We start from the raw sequence: 26,404 nt of genomic DNA, 5'->3' as shown, positions 1-26,404 counted from the left end.
CCCGTCAGCGGGCCACCCAGGTGCGGACCAGGTCGCCGGCGCGGGCGCGTAGGAGTTCGGCCGCGTGGGTGCGCGCGTGGTCCAGTGAGGGTGCGTGGTCGATGAGCGCGCTGCTGCCGACGACGCCCAGGCTGGCGAGCGCGGCGGCGTCGAGCTGGATGCGTCCGGCCAGGACCATGAGTGGGACGCCCGCACGTCCGGCCCGGGCGGCGATGCCGGCGGGGGCCTTGCCGGACAGGCTCTGGGAGTCGAGTGACCCTTCGCCCGTGATCACGAGGTCGGCGCCGGCCAGGGCCGTGTCCACGCCGGTGAGACCGGCGATGAGGTCGAAGCCCGACGCGACCGTGGCGCCCAGGCCGGCGATGGCGCCGCCCGCGACGCCGCCGCCGGCACCCGCGCCGGGGACCGCCGAAATGTCCGGCGCGCCCGCGTTGACCAGGGCCTGAGCCCAGCGGCCGAGAGCCGTGTCCAGCTCCGTCACCTCGTGCGGCCGCGCGCCCTTCTGCGGGCCGAAGACCGCCGCGGCGCCGTTCGGGCCGACGAGCGGGTTGGTCACGTCCGTCGCGACCGTGAGCGGAACCGAGCCCAGTCGTTCGCGCGCCGGGCCCAGCTCGACCTTCGCGACGCGCGAGAGCGTGCCGCCGCCGAGGCCGATGGGGGCGTCGAACGCGTCGAAGACCCCGGCGCCCAGTGCGGCGAGCATGCCGGCGCCGCCGTCGGTGCTCGCAGTGCCGCCGACCGTCAGCACGAGCCGGGAAGCGCCGCGGGACAGCGCGTCCGCGAGCAGTTCGCCGACGCCCCACGTGTGCGCGGCCAGCGCCGTCTCCGGCGTCGGGTCCACGAACTCGATGCCGCACGCGCGCGCCGACTCGATGTAGGCCGTGCCGTCGAGCACCACGTACCGCGCGTCGACGTGGTCCTCCAGCGGACCGCGCACCGAGAGCCGCACGAGCTCGCCGCCCGCGTTCTCCAGCACTTCGAGCGTGCCTTCACCCCCGTCGGCGACGGGGCAGGCGGCGATGTCGGCGTCGGGCAGCGCGTCGCGCACTCCGAGGGCGATGGCCTCGGCGGCGGCGACCGCGGTGAGGCTGCCCTTGAACTTGTCCGGGGCGATGACGACACGAGTCACAGAGCTACCTCCGTCAGCGGTGCTTCTCCGGCGAGTACCGAGGTCACGTTTCGGGCGGCCAGCACGGCCATCGCGGTGCGCGTCTCCACGGTCGCCGAGCCCAGGTGCGGCATGACCACGACGTCGTCGCGCTCCAGCAGCCGCGGCTCGACCTCGGGCTCGCGCTCGAACACGTCCAGCGCGGCGCCCGCGATCTCGCCGGCCTCCAGCGCGTCGGCCAGCGCCGCCTCGTCGACGACCGGGCCGCGGGTGGTGTTCACGAGGTACGCGGTGCGTTTCATGGCCCGCAGCGCCGCCGCGTCGATCAGATGGCGCGTCTCGGGCGTGAGCGGGCAGTGCAGCGAGATGAAGTCCGAACGCCGCAGCAACTCGTCGAACGTCACGAACTCGCCGTCGAAGTCCGGTTTCGCCGACCGTCCCGAGTAGACGGTCCGCAGCCCGAACGCCGCGGCGCGCGTGGCCATCGCGCGGCCGATCTGACCAAGGCCGACGATGCCGAGCGTCTTGCCCTGCAGCCCCGAACCGAGCAGGAACCCCAGGTGGAACGACCACGGCTGCCGCGCGCGCAGCAGCCGTTCGCCCTCGCCGAGCCGACGCGTCACGGCGAGCAGCAGCCCGAAGGCCAGGTCCGCCGTCGCGTCGGTGAGCACGCCGGGGGTGTTGGTCACCTTCACCTCGCGCTCGGCCAGCGCCGGCACGTCGACGTTGTCGTAGCCCACGGCCACGTTCGCCACCACGGCCAGCTGCGGCCCGGCGGCTTCGGCCACGGACGCGTCGATCCGGTCGTGCAGCATCGAGACGATCGCCGACGCCCCGGCCACGAACGACCGCAGCTCCTCGGGCGTGAGCGGACGGTCGAGTTCGGACACCCGCACTTCTCCCGCGTCGGCGAGCACCTTCACCGCGTCGTCGGGAATCCAGCGCGTCACGGCGATGAGAGGGCGATCGGGCACGTCGGGCAGCCTAGTGGGCGAACCGCCCCTCTAGCGAGGTTCGCGGCGCAGCCGGACGAGCCTGCTCGCGGGCCCCGTGCCGGCGAACTCCAGCGGCAGGCCGTGCGTCAGCAGCACCGCACCGTGGTGCACGCAGCCGGTTTCCGCATCGCGGTATCGCGCGGCCGGGTCGAGGCCCTGGAGCACCGGGGTGACGATCGGCCGGCCGTGGTCGTGCGGGCGCCGGGCGAAGAGCACCACGACGTCGTCGCCGAGCACGAACTGCACCGCGGTGAGCGGGGAGACGGCCGGATCCGCGAGCCGGTACGCCGAGCCGTGCTGCACGACGGGCCGGATCTGCTTGTACACAGCCACGAGCTCGGCGGTGCGGCGAAGTTCGTCGTCGGTCCACTTCGTGAGATCACCGCCGAGGCCGAGCACGCCGGCCATCGCGACGTGGAAGCGGAACTCGAGCGGCGCCTCGCGCCCGGTCAGCGGGTTGGGGCTGTCGGTGACCCACGCGGCCATCGCGCCCGCGGGCAGGACCTGGGAGAAGCCGTGCTGGATCTTGACGCGATCGGCCGCGTCGGTGTTGTCCGAAGCCCAGATCTCGTCGGTGCGCGCGAGGATCCCCAGGTCCGTGCGCCCGCCGCCGCCCGCGCAGGCCTGGATCCGCAGCGCCGGGTGGTCGGCGCGCAGCCGGTCGAGCACGCCGTAGACCGCGCGCACGTGGTCGACCCAGACGCGACCCGGACCCGCCTCCGTGAACGCGCGGTTCATGTCCCACTTGAGGTAGTCGATGCCGTGCTCGGCGACCAGCCGGTGCAGCCACTTGTGCGCCCAGTCGGCGACCTCGGCCCGGCCGAAGTCGAGCACGAGCTGGTTGCGCAGCGTGGTCCGCGCGCGGTGCGGCATGTGCAGCACCCAGTCGGGGTGCGCGCGGTAGAGGTCGCTGTCGGGGTTGACCATCTCCGGCTCGACCCACAGCCCGAAGCCCATACCGAGCCGGTGCACCTCGGCCACGAGGGGGCCGAGGCCGTCGGGGAAGCGTTCGCGGTTCACGGTCCAGTCGCCGAGACCCGAGGTGTCGCCCGTGCGCGCGCCGAACCAGCCGTCGTCGACCACGAACAGCTCCGCGCCCACCTCGGCGGCGATCGCGGCGAGCTTGAGCTGTCCCGGCTCGTCGACGTCCCAGCCCGTGGCCTCCCACGAGTTGTAGACGACCGGGCGCAGCTCTTCGGGGTGTGGCTGGACGAACGCGCGCACGTACTCGTGCCACCGCCGGCTCGTCCCGCCGAAGCCGTCGGGCGCGTACAACCCGGCAAACACGGGCGTTTCCCAGGTCTCGCCCGGATTCAGCGACCACTGCACGCCCTCGTGCCCGAACCCGCCGGTCCACGTCACGCGCCCGGTGTGCGCGCGCTCGACGGTGATCCGCCAGCTGCCGCTCCACGCCAGCGCCGTGCTCCAGACCTCGCCGCGCGTTTCGGTGGTGGTGCCGTCGTCGAGCATCACCCAGGGTTGGGCCTGGTGGCTGGAAACCCCGCGCCGGCTGGTCAAGGTCGTCTCGCCGACAGGCAGGTTTTCCCGCAGCAGAGCGGCTTCCGCGCTCCACGCGCCCGTGGTGTGGGAGACGCGGTAGGCGTCGCGACGGGGGAGCGTCCAGGCCGCGGAATCCGTGCGCAGCAAGCAGATCGGCTCGGTTCCGGTGTTGCGCAGGACCGCGTGCCGCTCGACGACTTCGCCGCACACGCGGTAGTGCAGCTCGGCTTCCAGCGGGTAGTGCCGGTCGCGCAGCCGGACGACCAGCGTGTCGGCCGAAGCGTCGTGGCCGGTGAACTCCCACTCGAGCGCCTGCGTCCCGTCCGCGAACCGCACCGACAACCCGGCGGCGCCGAAGAACGCGCCGCCTTCGGTCGCCAGCTCCGCCCGGTCGTCGCCGGGCTCGTCGAAGCTCGAGTCCACGGGGTTGTGCCGGCGCGCGATCTGCGTCGCCTGCTCCAGCGTGAGCGGCGGGCCCCAGTGCACGTGCCGCGGCCGGCCGGCTTCGTCGAGCCGCAGCGCGTACGCCGACTCCCGGGTCCGGAGCAGCCACAGCCGGTGATCGACGTCGAATTCCACGGACATGGGTCAGAGCGTAGGGATGACCAGCGGAAAAATAAATTCTTGACGAAGTTAATTTATCCGTCGTACGGTTCCGCGCATGCCACGCAGTGCACCGGCAAGGGCGCCGATCACGAGTCCCGCCGCGGCCACCGTGTTCACCACGGTGCTGACCCAGGGTCCGGTCAGCCGCGTGGACGTCGCCCGCCGCACGGGCCTCTCCTCCGCCGCCGTCACGAAGGCCGCGCGCCCGTTCATCGAAGCCGGTTACCTCGAAGAGCTCGCCTCCGCCGAACGCACCGCGCCCGGCGCCGGCCGGCCCGCCAGCCCGCTGGCCATCCGGCCCGACCGCGAGTACTTCATCGGCGTCAAGATCACCGGCGACGACCTGATCGGCGTGGTCACCGACCTGCAGGCCCAGATCCGCGTGGCCAAGCACCACCCGCTGACCAGCCACGACGTGGACCACGTGGTGCGCGCGCTCGTCGACCTCGTCGCCGAGCTGCTGGCCGGCTCGGCGCCCGACGGAGCGACCAGCTTCCGCGACCGGGCCTACTGCCTGGGCGTCGCGATCTCCGGCGACGTCGACCGTGACACCGGCGTCGTGCGCTACTCACCGTTCCTCGGCTGGCGGGACGTGCCGCTGGCCGAGCTGCTGGAGGACAGCACGGGCCTGGCGACCACGCTCGAGAACGACGTCAAGGCGCTCACCGTGGCCGAGCAGTGGTTCGGCGAAGGCGTCGGCGCCGCGTCGTTCGCGCTGGTCACCGTGGGTACCGGCATAGGAAGCGCCCTCGTGCTCGACGGCCGGCTCGTCGGCGGCGCGCACGGGGTGGCCGGCGAGATCGGGCACGTCCCGGTCGCCGGCATGGGAGCCGACGGCCCGGCCTGCCACTGCGGCGGCACGGGCTGCGTGGAGGCGATCGCGTCGACCGAGGCGATCGTCGCGAGTGCGCGCCGGGTCGCGGGGGATCCGGCGCTGACGCTGGACGAGGCCGTCGCGCGGGCGCGGGCCGGGGACGAGCCGCTGCGGGCCGTCTTCGCGACCGCGGGCCACGCGATCGGGCTCGGTCTCGCCGCGCTGGTCAACCTCTTCGGCCCGGAACGGGTCGTCGTCTCGGGCGAGGGCGTGGCCACCTACGACCTGTTCGAGGACCAGATCCGCCGCACGTTCGCGGAGCAGGCCTTCGGCAGTGCCGCGCGGTGCGGCCTGGTGATCCGGCCGCTGCCGTTCGAGGAATGGGCACGGGGCGCCGCCGCTGTCGCCGTTCAGAGTCTTTTCGTGTCCGACCGTTTGTGAGGAGAAGTCATGGCCCCGTCCCCAAACCTGTCGCGCAGGAGCTTCCTCGTCGGCTCCGTGCTGTTCGCCGGGGGAGCCGCCCTGGCGGGCTGCACCTCCGACCCGTTGAACAAGAACGCCGGTGCCGCGGGCGGGGCGAAGGTCACGCTCAACCAGTGGTACCACGCCTACGGCGAATCGGGCACGCAGCAGGCGGTGCAGCGCTACGCGCAGGAGTTCACCAAGGCCAACCCGGACATCGCGATCAAGGTCAGCTGGATCGCCGGTGACTACGAGACGAAGCTCAACTCCGCCATGCTCACCGCGGACGCGCCCGACCTTTTCGAGATCGGCGACTTCCGCTACCAGAACGTGAAGAACGGCTTGCTGGCCCCGCTCGACGACATCGTCGACCCGGTGAAGAGCGACTTCTCCCAGGCCGCGCTGGACACCGCGACCGTCGAGGGCAAGATCTACGGCGTCAAGACGATCGACGACGTCATGATGCTGTACTACCGCAAGAGCGTGCTGGCCGCGGCCGGCGTCAAGCCGCCGACGACGTTCGCCGAGCTGCTCGGCGCGACGCGCAAGCTCACCACGGGCAAGCAGAAGGGCCTCTACGTCGGCACCGACGGCGTCGGTGAGGCCGCCACCCTCCTGCTGTGGTCCTCGGGCGCCGACTTCTTCGACGCCAGTGGCAAGAAGATCGCGTTCGCCAGCCCCGAGGCCGTCGCCGCGATCGCGGGCCTCAAGCAGCTGCACGACACCGGCGGCCTGCTGCAGGGCTACCCCACCGACTGGTCCGACCCCGGCGCGTTCTCCGACAACGCCACCGCGATGCAGTGGGGCGGCCTGTGGTCGCTGCCGGACATCAAGAAGGCACTCGGCGACGACTTCGGCGTGGTGCCGTGGCCGAAGTTCGGCGACGCGGGCCGCCAGGTCGCGCGCGTCGGCGGCTGGTACCAGCTGGCCAACGCCAAGAGCAAGAACCTCGACGCCGCCAAGAAGTTCATCAACTGGCTGTGGATCCAGCAGGCCGACCTGCAGAAGGACTGGTGCGTCAAGTACGGGTTCCACATCCCCGCCCGCAAGGAGGTCGCGGCGCAGACCACCGAGTTCTCGTCCGGCGCGGCCAAGGACGCCGTGACGATCTCGCAGCAGAACGGGCTGTCGTACTCGGGTCTGTGGAACAAGGCGTCGGCGACGCTGTTCCTCCAGGCCGCCACGAAGATCGCCAACGGCCAGGCCGATCCCGCCGCCGAGCTCGGCGACGCGGCGAAGCGCGCCCAGGCCGAAGTCGACAAGCAGCTCGCCTGACATGGCCGTCTCGTCCCCTTCAGTCCTGTCGCCGTCCACCCGGACCCCGGCGGCGCCCGCCAAGCGGCGCCGCCGGAAGGTGGACTGGCGCGCGGTCGGCGCGTTCACGGTGCTCACCGCGCCCGTGGTGATCGGGCTCGGCGTGTTCAAGTACGTCGCGATCGCGTGGAGCTTCCTGCTCTCCTTCAACGACGCGCGCGGCACGATCTCGCTGGGCAACTGGATCGGCTTCGACAACTACACGTTCCTGTTGTCCGATCCCGCGTTCCGTGACTCGCTGCTGATCATCGCGCTGTTCACGGTGTTCATCGTGCCGGTCACGTTCGTCGCGTCGCTGGGGCTGGCCGTGCTGGTCAACAGCATCCGCCGCGGCAAGGCGTTCTTCCGCACGGTCTTCCTCATCCCCGGCGCGGTGTCCTACGTGGTCGCTGCGCTCGTGTGGAAGATGGCGCTGTTCAACGGCCTGCCCTCGGGTGTCGCGAACGTGATCGGCGGCCTGTTCGGCGCCGATCCCGTGGCGTGGCTGTCGGAGACGAGCCCGCCGGTGTACTGGGTCGCGGTGGTCACGCTGCGGTTGTGGCTGCAGGTCGGGCTGTACATGATCCTGTTCCTCGCGGGCCTGCAGGCGATCTCGCCGTCGCTCTACGAAGCGGGTGAGCTCGACGGCACGTCGAAGTGGCAGGCCTTCCGCTACATCACGTTGCCGCAGCTGCGGAACACGTCGGTGGCGGTGCTGCTGCTCATCCTCATCGCGGCGTTCCAGGCGTTCGACGAGTTCTACAACCTGTTCGGCACCGGTCTTTCCGGCACCGCGACCGCGCCGGTGAAGCCGCCGCTGGTGTACCTCTACGACTCCGCGCTGGGCGACCAGAACTACGGCGTCGGTTCCGCAGGCGCGTTCCTGCTGACGGTGATCATCGTGGCGATCACGTTGCTGCAGGGGAAGTTCGTGGGCTTCGGGAAGAAGGACTGACATGGCCGTGCTGACCGGAAGTGTCTCAGCAGCGCCCGCGAAGGTCCGGGAACGCCGCCCGGGCGGCTGGGGACGGGTGCCGAAGTACGCGCTGGCCACCGTGCTCGTGGTGATCTTCCTGCTGCCGTTCTACATCATGGTGCGCAACGCGTTGATGACGCGCGCGCAGGTCGCCTCGCCCGAGTGGTCGTGGCTGCCGGACCCGCTTTCGTGGGTGAACTTCGGCGACCTGTTCGCCGACGCGTCGGTGCCGATGGGCCACGCGCTGCTCAACTCGTTCGTCATCGCCATCATCACGGCGCCGGTGGGCACGATGTTCGGCTCGATGGCGGGCTACGCGCTGGCCCGCATCAACGTGCCCGGCCGCCGCGCGGTGTTCACCTACGTGCTGGTGACGCTGATGATCCCGCAGTCGGTCACGTTCGTGCCGACGTTCGTGGTCGTCGGCGCCATGGGCGGGGTGAACACGGAGTGGGGCATCATCGCGCCGAACCTGTTCAGCGCGTTCACAGTGATCCTCTTCCGCAACTTCTACCTGCGGTTCCCGGCGGAGATCGAGGAGGCGGGCCGGCTCGACGGGCTCGGTTACCTCGGTGTGTACCGCCGGCTCGTGCTGCCCAACTCCGGCAGCATGATCGCCTCGCTCGGCGCGCTGATGTTCATCGAGAGCTGGAACTCCTTCCTGTGGCCGCTGGTCATCGGGCAGGACCCGTCCTCGTGGACGGCCCAGATCGCGCTCTCGACCTTCCTCACCGCGCAGACGATCAACCTGCCCGCCCTGTTCGCCGGCGCGCTCGTGACCATCGCCCCGCTCGTGGCGATGTTCCTGGTGGCGCAACGGTTCATCGTCCGCGGCATCGCGGCGAGCGGGATGAAGGAGTAACCCCCACCCCACCGGGAGCGTGACCGATGAAGTCCACACTCCGTCGACTGTGGACGGTAGCCGCCGTCCTCGTCCTGACTGGGACCCTCGCCGCGCCCGCGGCGCAGGCCAAGACCACGTTCGTGACGCCGTTCATGGGCTGGAGCAGCTGGAGCGTCCAGTCGTCCACCCGCCCGACGTACGGCACGAGCTGGCTGGTCGACTCGCACATCCGCGACGCGGCCGACGCCGTGTCGGCGAAGCTCAAGTCCGCCGGCTACACGAACATCAACCTCGACGCGGGCTGGAACGCGAACTTCGACTGGGTGTTCCACAGCGACGCCAACGGGATCGCCGACCCCGACCCCGGCCGGTTCCCGAACGGCATCGCGCCGCTGGCGTCGTACGTACACGGCAAGGGCCTGAAGATCGGCCTGTACGCGGCGACCGGGCTCGACAAGGAGGTCTACGACAAGAACGCGCCCATCGCCGGCACCTCCTGCCACACGCGCGACATCGTGGTGCTGCCGCTCACGCCGTCGAACATGTGGGGCGGCAACTGGAAGGTCGACTACAGCAACCCGTGTGCGCAGAAGTACTACGACTCCGTGGTGGCGAAGTTCGCTTCGTGGGATGTGGACTTCCTGAAGGTGGACGGCACGACGGCCGACAACGTGCCCGACATCGCCGCGTGGTCGAAGGCGATCGACCACACCGGGCGCGCGATGTGGCTCACGGCCGGCGCGTGGCCGGTGCCGCGCGAGGCGGGGCCGGGGCTGGCGCCGTACGCGAACAGCGTGCGCGTGGACACCGATGTGGAGTGCTACTGCGGCACGGTGTCTTCGTGGGACAGCTCGGTGAAGAAGCGCTGGGACGACCTGCCGGCGTGGCAGGGCGTGTTCGACGCCGGCTACCGGCCGGACCTGGACTCGATGCCGATCTCGAACAACACCGGCAGCGGGATCCAGGACGGGCTCGACGACGCCGAACGGCAGAGCGTGATGACGTTCTGGTCGATGGCGTCGTCGCCGCTCTACGTGGGTGGTGACGTGTACTTCCTGGACGACTCGGCTGTGCGCATCCTCACGAACCCCGAGGTGATCTCCGTCGACCGGTCGGGCACGTATCCGGCGCAGGTGGCCGGCGGGACGCTGCAGGTGTGGAAGAAGCAGCTGCCCGGCGGGAAGCAGGCGGTGGCGGTCTACAACCTGGGTTCTTCGGCGGCGAACATCCCGGTGAGCTGGTCGTCGCTGGGGCTGTCGGGTTCGCGCGCGGTGCGTGACCTGGTGGCGCGGGCGGATCTGGGGTCGTTCTCGGGTTCGTGGACGGCGACCGCGGTGCCGGCGCACGGGTCGCGGTTGATCACGGTCGGCTGAATTTCCTGCCGAAGGCCCCTCCCCGAAGTCGTTGGGGGAGGGGCCTTTCCGTGTTTCCGGGCGTTTTCCGGCGGGTTTCGGGGCCTCGCCACGGGGCGCCGGTTCGTGCTATGTTCATATGAAGAACTTGTGTGCGCGATGCGAACACTTTCGAGTGTCAGCAGGCGCGCGGTCGAGATCCAGGACGGAAAGGCTCGCGATGGCTAGGGTGCTGTCGCTCGGCGAGGCGGTCGCCGAGCTGGTGCACGACGGGGACACCGTCGCGCTGGAGGGGTTCACGCACCTCATCCCGGTCGAGGCCGGGCACGAGATCATCCGGCAGGGGCGCAAGAACCTCACGCTGGTGCGGATGACCCCCGACATCGTGTACGACCAGCTGATCGGCGCCGGGTGCGCGAGCAAGCTGATCTTCTCGTGGGGTGGCAACCCGGGTGTCGGCTCGCTGCACCGGTTCCGCGACGCCGTGCAGCACAGCTGGCCGGTGCCGCTGGAGATCGAGGAGCACAGCCACGCGGGCATGGCCAACCGCTATGTCGCCGGCGCCTCGGGCCTGCCGTTCGCGGTGCTGCGCGGCTACACGGGCACGGACCTGCCGGCGCAGACGGACACGATCAAGCCGATCACCTGCCCGTTCACCGGTGAGCAGCTCACTGCCGTCCCGGCGCTGAACCCCGACGTCACGATCGTGCACGCCCAGCGCGCCGACCGCGCGGGCAACGTGCAGCTGTGGGGCATCGCCGGCGTGCAGAAGGAAGCGGTGCTGGCGGCGAAGCGGTCGCTGGTCACCGTGGAAGAGGTCGTCGACGAGCTGGAGCCGAAGCCGGGCGCGCTGGTGCTGCCGACGTGGGCCGTCACCGCCGTCGCCGAGGTGCCGGGTGGCGCGAAGCCGTCGTACGCGGCGGGCTACTACGAGCGTGACAACTCCGCTTACCAGGCGTGGGACCCGATCGGGCGCGACCGCGACGAGTTCACCAAGTGGCTGAACGAGCTGACCGGGGTGAAGGCATGAGCGAGTACACCTCCGACGAGATGATGAGCATCGCCGCGGCGCGCGCGCTCGGCGAGGGCATGTCCTGCTTCGTGGGCATCGGCCTGCCGAGCACCGCCGCCAACCTGGCGCGGCGCACGCACGCGCCGAACCTCACGCTGATCTACGAATCCGGCTGCCTGGGTGCGAAGCCGACCCGGCTGCCGCTCTCGATCGGCGACGGCGAGCTGGCCGACACCGCCGACGCCGTGGTGAGCGTGCCCGAGGTGTTCAACTACTGGCTGCAGCCCGGCCGCATCGACGTCGGCTTCCTCGGTGCCGCGCAGCTCGACAAGTTCGGCAACATCAACACCACCGTGATCGGGTCCGACTACCACGACCCGAAGGTCCGCCTCCCCGGTGCGGGCGGCGCGCCCGAGATCGCCGCCTCCTGCAAGGAGGTGTTCATCGTGCTGCGGCAGAGCCCGCGCGCGTTCGTGGACAAGGTCGACTTCATCACCTCGTTCGGCCACGGCACGGGCAAGGGTGACCGCGAGAAGCTCGGCCTCCGTGGCGCGGGCCCGACGCTGGTGGTCACCGACCTCGGCCTCATGCGGCCCGACCCGGAGACCGCCGAGCTCACGCTGACCGAGTTGCACCCCGGCATCGAGGTCGAGCAGGCGATCGCGGCGACAGGGTGGAAACTGAAGGTGGCGGCGGACCTCAAGACCACCCCGGCGCCCACGGACGAAGAACTGACCCTGCTCCGATCCCTGAAGAAGGCCGGCGAATGAGCGACGTATTCCTGTTCGACGCGATCCGCACCCCCTTCGGCCGCCACGGCGGCGCGCTGGCGAAGGTGCGCCCCGACGACCTCGCCGCCACCGTGCTGAAGTCGCTGGCCGAGCGCAACGACCTCGATCCGTCCACTGTGGACGAGGTGCTGCTCGGCGACGCCAACGGCGCCGGTGAGGACAACCGCAACGTGGCGCGCATGGCGACGCTGCTCGCGGGCTGGCCGGTGACTGTGCCGGGTGGCACGCTCAACCGCCTGTGCGGCTCGGGTCTCGACGCCGTGATGCAGGCCAGCCGCACGATCCAGGTGGGCGACGCGTCGCTGATCGCCGCTGGCGGTGTGGAGTCGATGAGCCGCGCGCCGCTGGTGATGGCCAAGCCGGACAAGGCGTTCCCGGCCGCCAACCAGACGCTGTACAACTCCGCGCTGGGCTGGCGCATGGTGAACCCGGCCATGCCGCAGGAGTACGTGATCTCCAACGGCGACTCCACCGAATACCTCGCCGAGCGTTACGGCATCACGCGCGAGGAGCAGGACGAGTTCGCGGTGCGCAGCCACGTCAACGCCGCCCGCGCGTGGGACGAGGGCTTCTACGACAACCACGTGGTGCCGGTCGAGGGCGTCGAGCTGACCCGGGACGAGGGCATCCGGCCCGACTCCACGATGGAGAAGCTGGCCAAGCTGAAGCCCGCGTTCAAGCGCGACGGCGGCACGGTCACGGCCGGCAACTCCTCGCCGATCAACGACGGCGCATCGGCGGTGCTGCTGGGCGACGAGGCCGCCGGCAAGCGGCTCGGCAAGGCGCCGCTGGCCCGGATCGCCGGCCGCGGTGCGGCGGGTGTCGAGCCCAACATCTTCGGCGTCGGCCCGGTCCGCGCGGCCGAGATCGCGCTGGAGCGCGCCGGCATCGGCTGGGGCGACGTCGCGGCCGTGGAGCTCAACGAGGCGTTCGCCGCCCAGTCGCTGGCGTGCCTCAAGGAGTGGAAGGAGCTCGACCCCGAGCTCATGAACGTCCACGGCGGGGCCATTGCGATCGGGCACCCGCTCGGCGCGTCGGGCGGCCGGATCCTCGGCACGCTCGCCTACCGGCTGCAGCAGACCGGCGGGCGCTACGGCGTCGCCGCGATCTGCATCGGCGTGGGCCAGGGGCTCGCCGTCGTCCTCGAACGCCAGTGACACCCCTGCTCTGAAACCACCGACCGGATAGGAGGAAACGTGGCCGCTCCCACCGATCTCCGCCTGCCCCGCTACCCGCGGGAGCCGGAGGACGCCAACGCCCCACTGGACTTCGCGGGGTACCGCTCCACGACGTTGCGCCACCCGTCGCAGCCGCTGGTGCTGCTCCCGCAGATGCTCACCGAGGTCACCGGGCCGCTGCTCGGCCCGGGTCGCCTCGGCGAGCTCGACAACGACCTGACCCGCCAGCACGACGGCGAGCCGCAGGGCCAGCGCATCATCGTCACCGGCCGGCTGCTCGACGGCGACGGCCGGCCGATCCGCAACTCGCTCGTCGAGATCTGGCAGGCCAACGCAGGCGGCCGCTACCGCCACACCGGCGACCGCTGGCCCTCGCCGATCGACCCGAACTTCTCCGGGCTCGGCCGCGCGCTGACCGACGACGACGGGCGCTACGAGTTCACCACCATCAAGCCTGGCGCATACCCGTGGAAGAACCACGACAACGCCTGGCGCCCCGCGCACATCCACTTCTCCGTGTTCGGCTCGGCGTTCACGCAGCGGCTGGTCACGCAGATGTACTTCCCGGAAGACCCGCTGTTCTCGCAGGACCCGATCTTCAACTCGATCCCCGACGAGAAGGCGCGGCAGCGGATGATCTCGCGCTTCAACCTGGAGCGCACGGTGCCGGAGTGGGCGCTGGCGTTCGACTTCGACATCGTCGTGCGCGGCCGTGAGCAGTCGGTGTTCGAGGACGAGGAGGACGAGGACTGATGGGCGAGCTGCTCACGACGCCGTCGCAGACCGTCGGCCCGTACCTGTCGATCGGGTTGCCGTGGGAAGACGGGCCGTTCGTGGTGCCCGAGGGCACCGAAGGCGCGTTCTGGATCCGCGGCACCGTCACCGACGGCGCGGGCGAGGTCGTGCCCGACGCCTTGATCGAGACCTGGCAGGCCGACCCGCAGGGCGGGTTCGACCACCCGGACGACCCGCGGGGCCGCAGCGAGTCGGGCTTCCGCGCGTTCGGCCGGTGCCCCACCGACGAGAACGGCGAATACCGCATCCTCACGCTCCTGCCGGGTGTCCTGCCCGGTGAGCAGGGTGAGCAGGCGCGCCACATCGACGTGTCGGTGTTCGCGCGCGGGCTGCTCAACCGGGTCGTCACGCGGATTTACTTCGAGGACCAGGACAACTCGGGCGACGCGGTGCTGGCGAGCGTGCCGGCCGAGCGCCGCGACACGCTCGTGGCGAAGAAGACCGAAGACGGTTACCGCTTCGACGTGCGGCTGCAGGGCGAGGGCGAGACGGTCTTCTTCGCGCTCTGATCGATAAACTGTCCACTTTGGAGGTACAGGCGTGAGCGGCGTGGCGGTGCACCGGGTCGTCGAGGGCCCGGACGACGGCCCGGTGGTGGTGTTCTCCAACTCGATCGGCAGCGACCACCGCATGTGGGACCCGCAGGTGGCGCCGCTCGTCGAGCGCGGCTACCGGGTCGTGCGGTACGACACGCGCGGCCACGGCGCTTCGCCCGTGCCGGACGGTCCGTACGAGCTGGCCGACCTGGGCGGTGACGTGCTGGCGCTGCTGGACGACCTGGGTGTGGAGCGCGCGCACCTCGTCGGGCTTTCGCTGGGCGGGATGACCGGGATGTGGCTGGGCGTCAACGCAGCCGAGCGGTTGCGGAGCCTCACGTTGTGCTGCACGTCGGCGAAGCTCGGCCCTCCGCAGATGTGGGCGGACCGCGCGAAGGTGGTGCGGGCCGAGGGCACCGGCGCCATCGCCGAGGCCGGGGTGGGGCGCTGGGTCACGCCGTCGTACGCGCAGTCGCACCCGGACGAGGTGGCGTTCCTGCGCGCGATGGTGGCCGACTGCCCGGACGAGGGGTACGCGGCCTGCTGCGGCGTGATCGAGCGCATGGACCAGCTGGCCGACCTGCCGAAGATCACTACGCCGACGCTGGTGATCTCCGGCGCCGACGACCCCGCGACTCCGCCCGACACCCACGGCCGGCTCGTCGCCGAAGGTATTCCGGGCGCGCGGTTCGAGGTCGTCGCTTCGGCCGCGCACCTGGGCAACTACGAGCAGCCGGCGGAGTTCACGCGGCTGATCCTCGAGCAGATCACGGAGGCAGTGTGATGGCCGACGTTCCGGGCGAACGTTTCGAAGCGGGCATGAAGGTGCGCCGCGAGGTGCTGGGCGACGAGCACGTGGACGCGTCGGTGGCGCGGACCACGGAGTTCAGCAAGCCGTTCCAGGAGTACATCACCGAAGCGGCGTGGGGCTCGATCTGGACGCGCGACGGCCTGGACCGCAAGACGCGCAGCTGCATCACGCTGGCGGCGCTCACCGCGTTGCACTGCCACGACGAGCTGGCCATGCACGTGCGCGCGGCCGTCCGCAACGGCCTCACCGCCGCGGAGATCCGCGAGGTGCTGATGCACACCGGCGTGTACGCGGGCGTGCCCGCGGCGAACACGGCGATGGCCATCGCCCAGCGCACGCTGGCCGAACTGGGCGAGCCCACCGCGCAGGTCCCCGACGCCGGATAGGGTTCGCGGCATGGACTCCGACGAACCGGCCGAACGCGGGGCACACCACGTGCAGTCGCTGGAGCGCGGGCTGGCGGTGATCAAGGCCTTCAGCGCCCAGGCACCGCACCCCACGCTCAGCGACGTCGCGCGGATCACGGGCCTCACGCGCGCCGCCGCGCGCCGGTTCCTGCTCACGCTCGTGGACCTCGGATACGTCCGCACGGACGGCAAGTACTTCTCGCTGACCGCGCGCGTGCTCGACCTGGGGTACGCGTACCTGTCGAGCCTGTCGCTGTCGGAGGTCGCGCAACCGCACCTGGAGCGGCTTTCCGCGCAGGTGCGGGAATCCAGCTCCGTGTCGGTGCTGGAGCCGCCGGACATCGTCTACGTCGCGCGCGTGGCCGTCTCGCGCATCATGACCGTGAGCATCAACGTCGGCACGCGCTTCCCGGCCTACGCCACGTCCATGGGTCACGTGCTGCTCGCCGACATGTCGGCGGCGGAGCTCGAGGCGTACTTCCTGATCACCGACCTCGACCGCCTCACGTCCCACACCCTCACCGACCGCCTCACCCTCGAGGCCGAGCTCGCCCACGTCGCCGAGCAGGGCTGGGCCATGGTCGACCAGGAGCTCGAGGAGGGCCTGCGCTCGGTCGCCGCGCCGATCCGCAACCGCCAGGGCCGCGCGGTCGCCGCCGTGAACATCTCCACGCACGCCAGCCGCACCCCCGCCCACTCCGTGCGCGAAGACCTGGTCCCACCCCTGCTCGCCACGGCCCACGCCATCGCCGCCGACCTCGCCGGCTCCAGCCCCGCGCAGGCCACCCGTGGCTGACCCCCGCTATGCCGGCCCTGCGCCGCGCGAGCAACCGACCGGCCCGCCCGCCGCGCCGCGCGCGGCCGCCGCCGCGACGGCGCTCGCAGGGTTTGCCGTCGGCCGGTCGGGTGCCGGTGTGGTTGCGCCGGATGGGGCGCCGGCCGCGGTGGGCGTGCTGAGAGCTGGCTCGGCTGGCACGCCGCGCGTGTCGGCAGCCGGTTCGGGCGCTGCGGATGGGGCGCCGGCTGGGTTTGCCGTGGGCCGGTTGGGTGTCGGCGTGGTTCCGTCCGATACGGCGGGGGCTGGCTCGGCTGGCACGCCGCCTGTGCCCGCAGCAAGTTCGGGCGCTGCGGATGCGGCGCCCGCTGGGTCTGCAGTGGGCAGGTCGCGTGCCGGTGTGGTTGCGCCGGATGGGGCGCAGGCTCAACTCGCGGCGCGCGAGTCCCCGGCCGCGGGCGTGCCACGAGCCGATTCGGTCGACACGCCGCGGGTGGCGGGAGTCGGTTCGAGCGCTGGCGATGCGATGTCGGCGGGGTCCGTGGCGGGTCCCTCCGAATTCGGTGCGGTTGCGCCGGGGCGGGCGCAGGCCGCGGCGCACGAGTCGCCAGCCGCGGTGCGTGGGTCGGTTACCGATGCGGCTCCGCGCGTGGCCGGGTTGTTGCTCGCCGCCGGGGCGGGGCGGCGGTTCGGGGGGCCGAAGGCGCTGGTCGAGCTGGACGGGGAGCCGTTGGTGCGGCGGGCGTTGCGGACGCTGACCGAGGCCGGGTGTGGCCCGGTGCGGGTGGCGGTCGGGGCGGCGGCCGAGGACGTGACGAAGCTGCTGCCCGACCCGAGCCAGGCGATCTATGCCGACGGCTGGGAGGGCGGCATGGGTGCCTCGCTGAAGGCGGGGTTGGCGGCGCTGGCGAGACAGTTCCCGGACGGCGAAACCGCACCCGTGGCGGTGCTCGTGCACCTGGTCGACCTGCCGTGGGTGCCGGCGGCGGCGTTGGCGCGCGTAATGGCGAAAGCTTCGACGACGGCCGTGGTCCGCGCGGCCTACGACGGCGTACCCGGGCATCCCGTGCTGTTCGGGCGGCGGTGGTGGGGCGAGGTCGCCGCGTCGGCGCAGGGGGACCGCGGGGCGCGGGACTGGTTGCGGGGCCGGGGGGACGTCGTGCTCGTCGAGTGCGGGGATCTGGGCAGTGGGCAGGACGTCGACCGGCCCGCTGACCTGGGGCGGACCCCGAAGACGGCGGGATGACCGGCGCAACCCCGCCCGGGAGCCCTACGATCGGGAGCGTGACCGAGTCCCTCGCCTCGCCCGAAGAGCTCACCGCCGCGCTCGACGCCACCGGGTACCTCGCCGACGAGGGTCTGGCGACCGCCGGGTTCCTCGCCCTGCGCCTGCGCCGCCCGTTGTTCTGTGAAGGCGAACCCGGGACGGGCAAGACGTCGCTGGCGCTGGCTCTCTCGGCCGCGCTCGACCTGCCGCTCGTGCGCCTGCAGTGCCACGAGGGCATCGACGCCGCGCAAGCCCTCTACGAATGGGACTTCCCCCGCCAGCTCCTGCACCTGCGCGCCCTCGAAGCCGCCGACGGCGGCCGCCTCGACGCCGACACCGCCGAGCGCTCGCTCTACACCGAGCGGTTCCTGCTCGCGCGCCCGCTGCTGCAGGCGCTGACCACCGCGCCGTGCGTACTGCTCGTCGACGAGATCGACCGCGCCGATGACGAGTTCGAAGCGTTCCTGCTCCAGCTGCTCGACGAGTACACCGTCACGATCCCCGAATACGGCGAGGTCCGCGCCGAGCAGCCGCCGCTCGTCGTGCTCACCTCCAACCGCACGCGCGAGGTCCACGACGCCCTCAAGCGCCGCTGCCTCTACCACTGGCTCGAGCACCCCGACCTCGCCCGCGAGATCACCATCCTGCGCCGCCGCATCCCCGGCATCGGCGAAACCCTCGCCCGCCAGGTCGCCGACGCCGTCCACCGCCTCCGCGCCATGGACCTCCTCAAGCCCCCGGGCGTAGCCGAATCCCTTGACTGGGCCCGCGCCCTCCTCGCCCTCGACCGCGACGAGCTCGACGCCGCCACCGCCGCCCGCACCCTCGGCGCCGTCCTCAAGTACAGCGAGGACATGGACCGCGTCCGCGCCAAACTGGACACGCTCTTCTCCTGACCCGGCACTCAACCCGGGCGACCCCGCCTCGCGCACGATCGCATCCTGCCGCCGCGCCGACGACCCCTCACGGCTCCGGGCCTGGACCCCCGCCGTCTCGGGGCGGCTCCTTCGGCGCGGCGTTCGAGCGCGGTCGCGGGTGAGTGGCGCCGGTGGCAATGCCCGCGCACGGCGAACAGCCACTTTGCGACTCGTAGCCGGTCCGCGACTGCGGCGCTGTGTTCCTGCTATACCTCGGGTTGCCTCCTTCGGCGCAGCGTTTGCGCGGTGCCGTTGTCGCGTGCCGCGGTGAGTGGTGCCGAGTGGTGATGATCGCGCGCCGAACAGCGGTTTTCCGTGGCGGCGTGGTTCCGCGAGCGTGGTGCCGTTCTCGTGCGAACCCTCGGGTCGTCTTGCGCGGCGCAGCGTTTGCGCGGTGCCGTTGTCGCGTGCCGCCGTGAGTGGTGCCGAGTGGTGATGATCGCGCGCCGAACAGCGGCTTTGCGTGGCGGCGTGGTTCCGCGAGCGTGGCGCCGTTCTCGTGCGACGCCTCGGGTCGTCTTGCGCGGCGCGGTGCTTGTGTGGGGTCGGCCGTTTGCCGTGATGCGTGGTGACGCGTGGTGATGATCGCGCGCCCTACAGCGGCTTTGCGTGGTGGCGTAGTTCCGCGAGCGTGGCGCTGTTCTCGTGAGAACCGTCGGGTCGTCTTAGGCGCGCAGTGTTTGCGGGGGGTCGGCCGCTCGCCGCGGTGCGTGGTGCCGCGAGGTGATGATCGCGCGCCGAACAGCGGTTTTCCGTCGCGGCGTGGTCCCGCGAGCGTGGCGAGGCCCTCCTGCAAAGCCTCGGGTCGTCTTGCGCGGCGCAGTGCCTGCGCGGGGTCGGCCGCTTGCCGCGGCGACTGGCGCTGTGTGGTGATCGCGCAAAGCGAACAACGGCTTTCGGTGGCGCCGTCGTTCCGCGAACGTGGTGTGGTGGTCGATCGTTCCGTAATCGTCCACTGTGGACTCGATGTTAATTGCGTTGACCGGACCACCGGCCGCGAGCCATGATTTTCCCATCAGCGCGACAGAAGCAGCCGAGAGGAGGAAGACCGTGTGGATGACCGAGATCGATCGCGCAGCAGCGGTCTTCCCCCGTGCTCTGACCTGGCACTGAACCCCGGCGCCGAACCCGGACAACGAACCGGCCCGGGCGCGCGCTGACCGCACACCGACAGCGGCACCGAAGCGCGAAACCGTGCCCGGAATCCACCACCTCACCTTCTCGATCTTTTCCCGATAAGTCTCCGCGCGCCCGCCCTCCCGCTACCTTGGGTGGTCGCTGTGCGGAGCCGCCGAGTGCGTGCGTCGTCCCGGGGGAGGGGCGGCGTGCGCGCTCGCGCGTCACCGAAAGCGCCGCCGCGGGCGAAAGCGTTGCACAATGGGGGCATGGACACCGAGGTCGCTGATCCGCTGGCCGGGTTCGCCGGGTTCGCGGCGGCTCTGCGTGAGGCGGGCGTCGCGTGCGATGCGCGGCGCGTGCAGGCGTATCTGGCCGCCGTCGCGGAGGTGGACATCGCGGAGCCCACGCAGCTGTACTGGGCCGGCCGGCTCACGTTGTGTTCCGATCCCGACGACCTGCCGCGCTACGAGGAAGCCTTCGCGCGCTGGTTCGAGGGCGACGAGACCCGCCGCGGCACCCAATCCGTCCCCGCGCAGAAGCGTGCCCGCATCGCGCCGTTGACCTCCGACAGTGGTGGCAGCGGCGAAGGCGAGGAAGAGCCCGACACCCTGAAGGTCGCCGCGAGTGACCACGAAGTGCTGCGCCACCGTGATCTCGCCGAGCTCACCAAAACCGAGCGTGAGCACCTGCGCGAGCTCCTGGCCACGCTCAAACCGGTTCCGCCGCAACGCCGCGCGGCACGCCGACACCCCGCCCACCGCGGCCGGCTGGACCCCGCCCGCACGCTGCGCGCCATGCTCGCCGACGGCGGCGAACCCGTGCGCCTCGTCCGCAGCCGCCGCGGCACCCGCCCGCGGAAGACGGTGCTGCTCATCGACGTCTCGGGTTCGATGAGCCCCTATGCCGACGCGTTGCTGCGCTTCGCCCACGTGCTCACCAGGTCCGCACCGTCGAGCGTCGAGGTCTTCACGCTCGGCACGCGCATGACGCGGGTGTCGCGCCAGCTGCGGCAGCGCGACCCGGAGCAGGCCATGCTCGCGGCCGGCAACGCGGTGCCCGATTTCGCCGGCGGCACGCGCCTCGGCGAGACGCTGCGGGTGTTCCTCGACCGCTGGGGCCAGCGCGGAATCGCGCGCCGCTCCGTGGTCACCGTGTTCTCCGACGGCTGGGAACGCGGCGACGTCGCGCTGCTGTCCGAGCAACTCGGCAGACTGCGCCGGCTCGCGCACGCCGTATTCTGGGTGAATCCGCACGCAGGGCGGGAGGGGTACGCTCCGGTTCAGTCCGGCATCGTGGCCGCCCTGCCCCACATCGACCGGTTGCTGGCCGGGCACAGCCTGGCGACTTTGGAACGACTGCTCGGGGAGATTGCCGATGCGTGACGTACTGGACGACGTGTACCGCCGCTGGCTGGCGGGCGAGACGGTGGGCCTGGGCACGGTGGTGGCCACGTTCTCGTCGGCGCCGCGGTCACCGGGCGCGTCGATGGTGGTGGCGCCGGACGGCACCGTCGCCGGCAGCGTGTCCGGCGGGTGCGTCGAGGGCGCGGTCTACGAGCTGGCCCAGGAAGTGGTCACCGACCGCAAGCCCGTGCTGCAGCGCTACGGCGTGACCGACGACGACGCCTTCGCCGTGGGCCTGACCTGCGGCGGGATCATCGACATCTACGTGGAGCACCTCGACCGCGAGTCGATGCCGGAGCTGGACCAGGTCGTGGCCTCGGTGCGCAGCGGCGAGCCCGTCGCCATCGTGACGATCGTCGAGCACGAGACGCCCGGCCTGGTCGGCGAGCGCATGATCGTGTGGCCCGACCGCGTCGAGGGCTCGCTCGGCTCTTCGCGCATGGACGACGCCGTGGCCGACGACGCGCGCGGCCTCCTGGCCAGCGGTCGCACCGGCACCCTGCGCTACGGGCCGGACGGCCAGCGCCGCGGCGAAGGCATGGCCGTGTTCGTGAACTCGTTCGAACCGCCGCCGCGGCTGCTCGTGTTCGGCGCCATCGACTTCGCCGCCGCCATGGCGCGCATGGGCGCCTACCTCGGCTACCAGGTCACGGTGTGCGACGCGCGGCCCGTGTTCGCCACCAGCAGCCGGTTCCCCGACGCGCACGAGGTCGTGGTCGACTGGCCCCACCGCTACCTCGCCGCCGAGGCCGAGGCCGGCCGCATCGACAGCCGCACCGCGATCGCCGTGCTCACGCACGACCCGAAGTTCGACGTGCCGCTGCTGGAGATCGCGCTGCGCCTCGACGTCGGCTACGTCGGCGCCATGGGCTCCCGCAAGACCCACGACGACCGCTTCGCCCGCCTTCGCGAAGCCGGCATCACGGAAGCCGAGCTGGAACGGCTTTCGTCGCCGATCGGCCTCGACCTGGGCGCGCGCACGCCCGAGGAAACCGCGGTGTCGATCGCGGCGGAGATCATTTCGCTGCGCTGGAGCGGAACCGGACGACGATTGGCCGCTTTGTCCGGCCGGATCCACAACTGAGTGTTTTTCAGAAAGTCCCGCACGCCACGGTGTGCGGGACTTTTTGATGAGTCCGCATCTGCGGAGGAAACACACGGGATAAACCGCACTTGCGGAATTTGATCCACTGTAGACCCGACAATGCGGTGAAAAACCCGTCCATCCTCGAGCGACTGCGGCGAGCAGTGGGGGACTGACCGGAAATCCCCACGCCCAGGCGGAAGTCGACCATGGCGTGACCGTCCACCTGAGACTCGGGTGAGTTTTGCCGCCGGGTGGAAAAATCACCCGGACGGAGGTCCGCATCTGCGGAATGGCCCTGCACATAAGCATGCAGATGCGGGAGTACGGCCCGGATGTACGACATCCGGACTTGTCCGCGCGCGTAAGGAGTAGCAGGCTCCCATGTGAGGCCGATCACGATCGACCTTGGCCGTTCCCGAACCGGCCCGCCGGCCCCACCCGGGTCAGGCGGGCATTTGCTCTTGGAGGCCTTTGATGCGCATCACCGTCACCGTCGACGGCACGAAGTACACCGATGAGGTGGAGCCCCGCACACTTCTCGTCCATTACCTGCGGGAACGCGTCGGGAAAGTGGGCACGGTCGTCGGCTGCGACACGAGCAACTGCGGCGCGTGCACCGTCCACCTCGACGGCCACAGCGTGAAGTCCTGCTCAGTGCTCGCGGTCCAGGCCGACGGCAGCGAGGTCACCACCGTCGAAGGACTCGCCCGCGACGGGCGGCTCCACCCGGTGCAACAGGCGTTCCACGACAACCACGCCCTGCAGTGCGGGTTCTGCACGCCGGGCATGATCATGCAGTCCATCGACCTGCTGGCCGACAACCCCGATCCAGACGAACAGGCCGTCCGTGAAGGACTCGAAGGCAACCTGTGCCGCTGCACGGGTTACCAGAACATCGTGCGCGCCGTGCGCGACGCTGCGAAGCACATGAGCCCGGGCGCCGGACCCGAGGCCGAACAGATCAAGCACGTCGGTGTGGGTGGTGAGTGATGACTGCCACGATCGAACCCGAAGTCGGGAAGTCCCGTCGCCGCAAGGAGGACGAGCGGCTCATCACCGGCCGCACCCGCTGGACCGACAACATCGCGCTCCCGGGCATGCTGCACCTCGCCGTGCTGCGCAGCCCCATGGCGCACGCGAAGATCACCTCCCTCGACACTTCGGCGGCCAAGGATTCGCCGGGTGTCATCGCCGTCTACACCGCCAAGGACCTGGATCCGGACGGTTCGATCGGCATGCCGTGCGCGTGGCCGATCACGCCGGACATGAAGGCGCCGCGCCGGCCCGTGCTGGCCGATGGCCAGGTGAACTTCGCCGGTGAGGGCATCGCCGTGGTCGTGGCGCGCAGCTCCAGCGAAGCCCACGACGCGCTCGAAGGCATCGAGGTCGAGTACGACGAGCTGCCCGTGGTGCTCGACATGGAGGCCGCGCTCGCCGAGGGCGCGCAGCTCGTGCACGAGGACCTGGGCACCAACAAGAACGCGTTCTGGGCGTTCGACTCGGCCGAGGCGGGTACCGGCGGCAATGTCGAGGACGCCATCGCCTCGTCCGAGATCGTGGTCAAGCGCCGCTTCCGCCAGCAGCGGCTCATTCCCGCGTTCATGGAGCCGCGGGCGTGTGTCGTCGATCCGACGGGCGCGCAGCTGACGATGTGGTCGGCCACGCAGGTCCCGCACATCCTGCGGGTGATGACGGCGCTGACACTGGGGCTCCCGGAGCACAAGGTGCGCGTGATCGCGCCTGACGTCGGCGGCGGCTTCGGCGGCAAGATCGCCGTGCTGCCCGAAGAGATGATGGCCGTCCTGGTGGCGCAGAAGCTCGGGAAACCGGTGAAGTGGAACGAGTCGCGCTCCGAGTCGATCCTCACCGCCCACCACGGCCGCGATCAGATCCAGGACATCACGATCTCCGCGAACGCCGACGGCACGGTCACCGGCCTGAAGGTCGAGCTGATCGCGAACCTGGGTGCCTACAACGGGCTCGTCGGCCCGGGTGTGCCGATCCTGGGCGCGTTCATGTTCAACGCGATCTACAAGTTCCCCGCCTACCACTTCGCTTGCACCAACGTGTTCACCACGACCACGCTCACCGACGCCTACCGCGGCGCCGGCCGGCCGGAGGCGACCTACGCCATCGAGCGGATCATGGACGAGCTCGCAGACGAGCTCGGCATGGACCCGATGGAGCTGCGCGAGAAGAACTGGATCAAGCACGAGGAGTTCCCGTTCACCACGGTGGCCGGGCTGACCTACGACTCGGGCAACTACGAGGCCGCCACCGCGAAGGCCAAGGAGCTCTTCGACTACGACGGCCTGCGGCGCGAGCAGCAGCGGCGGCGCGAATCGGGTGACCCGGTGCAGCTCGGCATCGGCATCTCCACATTCACGGAGATGTGCGGCCTGGCGCCGTCGCGGGTGCTCGGCTCGCTGGACTACGGGGCGGGCGGCTGGGAGTACGCGCAGCTGCGGGTGCTGCCCACAGGAAAGATCGAGGTGACCACCGGAGCCTCGGCCCACGGCCAGGGGCACGAGACGGCGTGGAGCCAGATCGTGGCCGACCAGCTGGGTGTGCCGTTCGAGGACATCGAGGTGCTGCACGGCGACACGCAGTCGTCCCACAAGGGCATGGACACCTACGGCTCGCGGTCTCTCGTCGTCGGGGGCATCGCCGTCGTGAAGGCGGCCGAGAAGGTCGTGGCGAAGGCGATGCCGATCGCCGCGCACATGCTCGAATGCGCCGAGGACGACCTGGAGTTCGGAGGTGGCAAGTTCACGGTCAAGGGCACAGATCAGTCGACGACGATCCAGGATGTCGCCTTGGCCGTGTTCGCGGCCCACGACCTGCCCGACGGAATCGAGCCCTCGCTCGACTCCGACGCGACGTTCGACCCGGAGAACTTCTCCTTCCCGCACGGCACGCACCTGTGTGCCGCCGAGGTGGACACGGAGACGGGCCGGATCAAGCTGCGCTCGTACGTGTGCGTGGACGACGTCGGCGTGGTCGTGAACCCGCTGATCGTCGACGGCCAGGTGCACGGCGGGCTCGCGCAGGGCATCGCGCAGGCGCTGTTCGAGGAGGCAGTGCACGACGAGAGCGGCACGCTCACCACGGGCACGTTCGCCGACTACCTGCTGCCCTCGTCGGCAGACCTGCCGTCGTTCACCACGGCGCGCACCGAAACGCCGTCGACGACGAACCCGCTCGGCGCCAAGGGCGTCGGCGAGGCGGGCACGATCGCCTCGACACCGGCGGTGGTCAACGCGGTGGTCGACGCCGTGCGCCACTTCGGCGTGAACGACATCGAAATGCCGCTGACGCCGATGCGCGTGTGGCACGCCATCCAGCACGGAACCACGGGAGCCGGGGGAGCCGGCTCGGAGGCCGGCGGCGGCCTCGGTTCGATCGACGCTTCCGGAGGTGCCCAGTGATCCCGGCCCCGTTCGAGTACGTGGCTCCGTCCAGTGTGGACGAAGCGGTGCAGGCGCTCGCCGCCGCGGGCGAGGACGCCAAGGTGCTGGCGGGCGGGCAGAGCCTGCTGCCGGTGCTGCGGATGCGGCTCGCCGCGCCGACCACCCTGGTGGACCTGCGCAACATCGCGGAGATGCGCGGTGTCCGCGAAGACGGCGACGCCATCGTGATCGGCGCGATGACCACGCACTACGACGTGCAGCGCGATGCCCTCGTCGCCGAGCACGCGGCGCTGGCCAAGGAGGCGACCGACAAGGTGGCCGACCCGCAGGTGCGCCACCGCGGCACGTTCGGCGGCTCGCTCGCGCACGCCGATCCGGCGGGTGACCTGCCGGCTGTGGCGGTGGCGCTCGACGGCTCGCTGGTGATCGCCGGACCGAACGGCCGGCGCACGGTGGGCGCGGGAGAGTTCTTCCAGGACTTCTTCACCACTGTGCTGGCGCCCGACGAGCTGCTCGTGGAGGTTCGCCTGCCCAAGCACACGGGCTGGAGCGCGCACTACGAGAAGTTCAACCGCGTCGCGCAGGCGTGGTCGATCGTCGCGGTCGCGGCCACCGTCCGCACCGAGGGCGGCGTGATCGAGGAGGCCCGGGTGGCGCTCACGAACATGGGCTCGACGCCGGTGCGGGCCGTCGCGGTGGAGCAAGCGCTGGTGGGCGCCTCGGCGAACGCCGACGTGATCCGCGCGGCCGCCGCGCACGCCGCCGACGGCACGAGCCCGGCCGCCGACGGCAACTCCGACGTCGAGTACCGGCAGCACCTCGCGCGGGTGCTCACGGGCCGTGCCCTCACGGCCGCGGTCGGAGGCTGATTGTCGACGAGGCCCACCTTTCGGCCGTCACGGTCGTAAGGTGGGCCTCATCGGTTCTTGGCTTTTGGTTCTGCGGT

Annotated in this window: 23 protein-coding genes; 20 read left to right on the top strand and 3 right to left on the bottom strand. The window is 71.0% G+C overall.

The window, feature by feature from the left end:
* Positions 1 to 4: 4 nt before the first annotated feature.
* The 3 genes from ACFY1H_RS20310 to ACFY1H_RS20300 are packed head-to-tail and all read right to left on the bottom strand — an operon-like array spanning position 5 to position 4,188.
* Positions 5 to 1,129, bottom strand: coding sequence for a glycerate kinase (locus ACFY1H_RS20310; RefSeq protein WP_386948319.1), 1,125 nt, complete (start codon positions 1,127 to 1,129; stop codon positions 5 to 7).
* Positions 1,126 to 2,082: a 2-hydroxyacid dehydrogenase gene (locus tag ACFY1H_RS20305; protein WP_386948316.1), complete on the bottom strand. Its 957-nt coding sequence runs from the start codon at positions 2,080 to 2,082 to the stop codon at positions 1,126 to 1,128. The genes ACFY1H_RS20310 and ACFY1H_RS20305 overlap by 4 nt, the downstream gene beginning before the upstream one ends.
* Before the next feature lie 30 nt (positions 2,083 to 2,112).
* Entirely contained in the window at positions 2,113 to 4,188 is a 2,076-nt protein-coding gene (locus ACFY1H_RS20300; RefSeq protein WP_386948313.1) for an alpha-galactosidase, read from the bottom strand.
* Positions 4,189 to 4,264: 76 nt separating this feature from the next.
* Between ACFY1H_RS20300 and ACFY1H_RS20295 the strand changes: the two genes are divergently transcribed.
* The 20 genes from ACFY1H_RS20295 (at position 4,265) to ACFY1H_RS20200 (ending at position 26,327) form a co-directional block, all read left to right on the top strand.
* Positions 4,265 to 5,464 (top strand): ROK family protein, encoded by a 1,200-nt coding sequence (locus ACFY1H_RS20295; RefSeq protein ID WP_366580729.1) that lies wholly within the window; start codon positions 4,265 to 4,267, stop codon positions 5,462 to 5,464.
* Positions 5,465 to 5,473: 9 nt separating this feature from the next.
* Positions 5,474 to 6,760: an ABC transporter substrate-binding protein gene (locus ACFY1H_RS20290; RefSeq protein ID WP_386948310.1), complete on the top strand. Its 1,287-nt coding sequence runs from the start codon at positions 5,474 to 5,476 to the stop codon at positions 6,758 to 6,760.
* Between the two features lies 1 nt (position 6,761).
* Positions 6,762 to 7,733 carry a sugar ABC transporter permease gene (locus ACFY1H_RS20285; protein WP_366580733.1) on the top strand — a complete coding sequence of 324 codons (972 nt, stop codon included), beginning with the start codon at positions 6,762 to 6,764 and terminating at the stop codon, positions 7,731 to 7,733.
* Position 7,734: 1 nt separating this feature from the next.
* The gene (locus tag ACFY1H_RS20280; protein ID WP_366580735.1) at positions 7,735 to 8,616 is read left to right on the top strand and encodes a carbohydrate ABC transporter permease; all 882 of its coding nucleotides are present in this window, start codon (positions 7,735 to 7,737) and stop codon (positions 8,614 to 8,616) included.
* A gap of 26 nt (positions 8,617 to 8,642) precedes the next feature.
* Entirely contained in the window at positions 8,643 to 9,971 is a 1,329-nt protein-coding gene (locus tag ACFY1H_RS20275; protein WP_386948305.1) for a glycoside hydrolase family 27 protein, read from the top strand.
* 199 nt (positions 9,972 to 10,170) lie between these two features.
* Entirely contained in the window at positions 10,171 to 10,980 is an 810-nt protein-coding gene (locus ACFY1H_RS20270) for a CoA transferase subunit A (protein ID WP_366580739.1), read from the top strand.
* Positions 10,977 to 11,732: a CoA-transferase subunit beta gene (locus tag ACFY1H_RS20265; protein WP_366580741.1), complete on the top strand. Its 756-nt coding sequence runs from the start codon at positions 10,977 to 10,979 to the stop codon at positions 11,730 to 11,732. Before ACFY1H_RS20270 ends, ACFY1H_RS20265 begins: the two co-directional genes overlap by 4 nt.
* On the top strand, positions 11,729 to 12,910 hold the full coding sequence (locus ACFY1H_RS20260; protein WP_366580743.1) for a thiolase family protein: 1,182 nt from the start codon (positions 11,729 to 11,731) through the stop codon (positions 12,908 to 12,910). Before ACFY1H_RS20265 ends, ACFY1H_RS20260 begins: the two co-directional genes overlap by 4 nt.
* A gap of 39 nt (positions 12,911 to 12,949) precedes the next feature.
* Complete coding sequence (gene pcaH, locus ACFY1H_RS20255) at positions 12,950 to 13,684, top strand: protocatechuate 3,4-dioxygenase subunit beta (protein WP_366580745.1); 735 nt, start codon at positions 12,950 to 12,952, stop codon at positions 13,682 to 13,684.
* Positions 13,684 to 14,235, top strand: a complete 552-nt coding sequence (gene pcaG / locus ACFY1H_RS20250) for a protocatechuate 3,4-dioxygenase subunit alpha (protein ID WP_364065682.1) — start codon at positions 13,684 to 13,686, stop codon at positions 14,233 to 14,235. The genes pcaH and pcaG overlap by 1 nt, the downstream gene beginning before the upstream one ends.
* 31 nt (positions 14,236 to 14,266) lie before the next feature.
* The gene (gene pcaD, locus ACFY1H_RS20245; protein WP_386948300.1) at positions 14,267 to 15,046 is read left to right on the top strand and encodes a 3-oxoadipate enol-lactonase; all 780 of its coding nucleotides are present in this window, start codon (positions 14,267 to 14,269) and stop codon (positions 15,044 to 15,046) included.
* Positions 15,046 to 15,459, top strand: coding sequence for a 4-carboxymuconolactone decarboxylase (gene pcaC / locus ACFY1H_RS20240; protein WP_366580749.1), 414 nt, complete (start codon positions 15,046 to 15,048; stop codon positions 15,457 to 15,459). Before pcaD ends, pcaC begins: the two co-directional genes overlap by 1 nt.
* Positions 15,460 to 15,469: 10 nt before the next feature.
* Positions 15,470 to 16,276: an IclR family transcriptional regulator C-terminal domain-containing protein gene (locus ACFY1H_RS20235; protein ID WP_366580751.1), complete on the top strand. Its 807-nt coding sequence runs from the start codon at positions 15,470 to 15,472 to the stop codon at positions 16,274 to 16,276.
* A gap of 628 nt (positions 16,277 to 16,904) precedes the next feature.
* The gene (locus ACFY1H_RS20230) at positions 16,905 to 17,501 is read left to right on the top strand and encodes an NTP transferase domain-containing protein (RefSeq protein WP_386948296.1); all 597 of its coding nucleotides are present in this window, start codon (positions 16,905 to 16,907) and stop codon (positions 17,499 to 17,501) included.
* Positions 17,498 to 18,418 (top strand): MoxR family ATPase, encoded by a 921-nt coding sequence (locus ACFY1H_RS20225; protein WP_366580755.1) that lies wholly within the window; start codon positions 17,498 to 17,500, stop codon positions 18,416 to 18,418. Before ACFY1H_RS20230 ends, ACFY1H_RS20225 begins: the two co-directional genes overlap by 4 nt.
* 1,406 nt (positions 18,419 to 19,824) lie before the next feature.
* On the top strand, positions 19,825 to 20,940 hold the full coding sequence (locus ACFY1H_RS20220) for a VWA domain-containing protein (protein ID WP_366580757.1): 1,116 nt from the start codon (positions 19,825 to 19,827) through the stop codon (positions 20,938 to 20,940).
* Positions 20,933 to 22,045, top strand: coding sequence for an XdhC/CoxI family protein (locus ACFY1H_RS20215; RefSeq protein ID WP_366580759.1), 1,113 nt, complete (start codon positions 20,933 to 20,935; stop codon positions 22,043 to 22,045). Before ACFY1H_RS20220 ends, ACFY1H_RS20215 begins: the two co-directional genes overlap by 8 nt.
* A 477-nt stretch (positions 22,046 to 22,522) precedes the next feature.
* Positions 22,523 to 23,038 (top strand): (2Fe-2S)-binding protein, encoded by a 516-nt coding sequence (locus ACFY1H_RS20210; protein WP_366580761.1) that lies wholly within the window; start codon positions 22,523 to 22,525, stop codon positions 23,036 to 23,038.
* On the top strand, positions 23,038 to 25,476 hold the full coding sequence (locus tag ACFY1H_RS20205; RefSeq protein ID WP_366580763.1) for a molybdopterin cofactor-binding domain-containing protein: 2,439 nt from the start codon (positions 23,038 to 23,040) through the stop codon (positions 25,474 to 25,476). Before ACFY1H_RS20210 ends, ACFY1H_RS20205 begins: the two co-directional genes overlap by 1 nt.
* Entirely contained in the window at positions 25,473 to 26,327 is an 855-nt protein-coding gene (locus ACFY1H_RS20200) for a xanthine dehydrogenase family protein subunit M (RefSeq protein WP_366580765.1), read from the top strand. The genes ACFY1H_RS20205 and ACFY1H_RS20200 overlap by 4 nt, the downstream gene beginning before the upstream one ends.
* Positions 26,328 to 26,404: the final 77 nt, after the last annotated feature.

It is taken from the genome of Amycolatopsis sp. NPDC001319, assembly GCF_042896185.1.
Lineage (GTDB): Bacteria > Actinomycetota > Actinomycetes > Mycobacteriales > Pseudonocardiaceae > Amycolatopsis.
This window is presented reverse-complemented; position numbering and strand designations above follow the sequence as displayed.

What these genes read in the sequence shown, in the direction of transcription:
- ACFY1H_RS20300 (WP_386948313.1), bottom strand. Translation starts at nt 4,188, where the DNA reads ATGTCCGTGGAATTCGACGTCGATCACCGGCTGTGGCTGCTCCGGACC.
- ACFY1H_RS20295 (WP_366580729.1), top strand. Translation starts at nt 4,265, where the DNA reads ATGCCACGCAGTGCACCGGCAAGGGCGCCGATCACGAGTCCCGCCGCG.
- ACFY1H_RS20290 (WP_386948310.1), top strand. Translation starts at nt 5,474, where the DNA reads ATGGCCCCGTCCCCAAACCTGTCGCGCAGGAGCTTCCTCGTCGGCTCC.
- ACFY1H_RS20285 (WP_366580733.1), top strand. Translation starts at nt 6,762, where the DNA reads ATGGCCGTCTCGTCCCCTTCAGTCCTGTCGCCGTCCACCCGGACCCCG.
- ACFY1H_RS20280 (WP_366580735.1), top strand. Translation starts at nt 7,735, where the DNA reads ATGGCCGTGCTGACCGGAAGTGTCTCAGCAGCGCCCGCGAAGGTCCGG.
- ACFY1H_RS20275 (WP_386948305.1), top strand. Translation starts at nt 8,643, where the DNA reads ATGAAGTCCACACTCCGTCGACTGTGGACGGTAGCCGCCGTCCTCGTC.
- ACFY1H_RS20270 (WP_366580739.1), top strand. Translation starts at nt 10,171, where the DNA reads ATGGCTAGGGTGCTGTCGCTCGGCGAGGCGGTCGCCGAGCTGGTGCAC.
- ACFY1H_RS20265 (WP_366580741.1), top strand. Translation starts at nt 10,977, where the DNA reads ATGAGCGAGTACACCTCCGACGAGATGATGAGCATCGCCGCGGCGCGC.
- ACFY1H_RS20260 (WP_366580743.1), top strand. Translation starts at nt 11,729, where the DNA reads ATGAGCGACGTATTCCTGTTCGACGCGATCCGCACCCCCTTCGGCCGC.
- pcaG (WP_364065682.1), top strand. Translation starts at nt 13,684, where the DNA reads ATGGGCGAGCTGCTCACGACGCCGTCGCAGACCGTCGGCCCGTACCTG.
- pcaC (WP_366580749.1), top strand. Translation starts at nt 15,046, where the DNA reads ATGGCCGACGTTCCGGGCGAACGTTTCGAAGCGGGCATGAAGGTGCGC.
- ACFY1H_RS20235 (WP_366580751.1), top strand. Translation starts at nt 15,470, where the DNA reads ATGGACTCCGACGAACCGGCCGAACGCGGGGCACACCACGTGCAGTCG.
- ACFY1H_RS20225 (WP_366580755.1), top strand. Translation starts at nt 17,498, where the DNA reads ATGACCGGCGCAACCCCGCCCGGGAGCCCTACGATCGGGAGCGTGACC.
- ACFY1H_RS20220 (WP_366580757.1), top strand. Translation starts at nt 19,825, where the DNA reads ATGGACACCGAGGTCGCTGATCCGCTGGCCGGGTTCGCCGGGTTCGCG.
- ACFY1H_RS20215 (WP_366580759.1), top strand. Translation starts at nt 20,933, where the DNA reads ATGCGTGACGTACTGGACGACGTGTACCGCCGCTGGCTGGCGGGCGAG.
- ACFY1H_RS20210 (WP_366580761.1), top strand. Translation starts at nt 22,523, where the DNA reads ATGCGCATCACCGTCACCGTCGACGGCACGAAGTACACCGATGAGGTG.
- ACFY1H_RS20205 (WP_366580763.1), top strand. Translation starts at nt 23,038, where the DNA reads ATGACTGCCACGATCGAACCCGAAGTCGGGAAGTCCCGTCGCCGCAAG.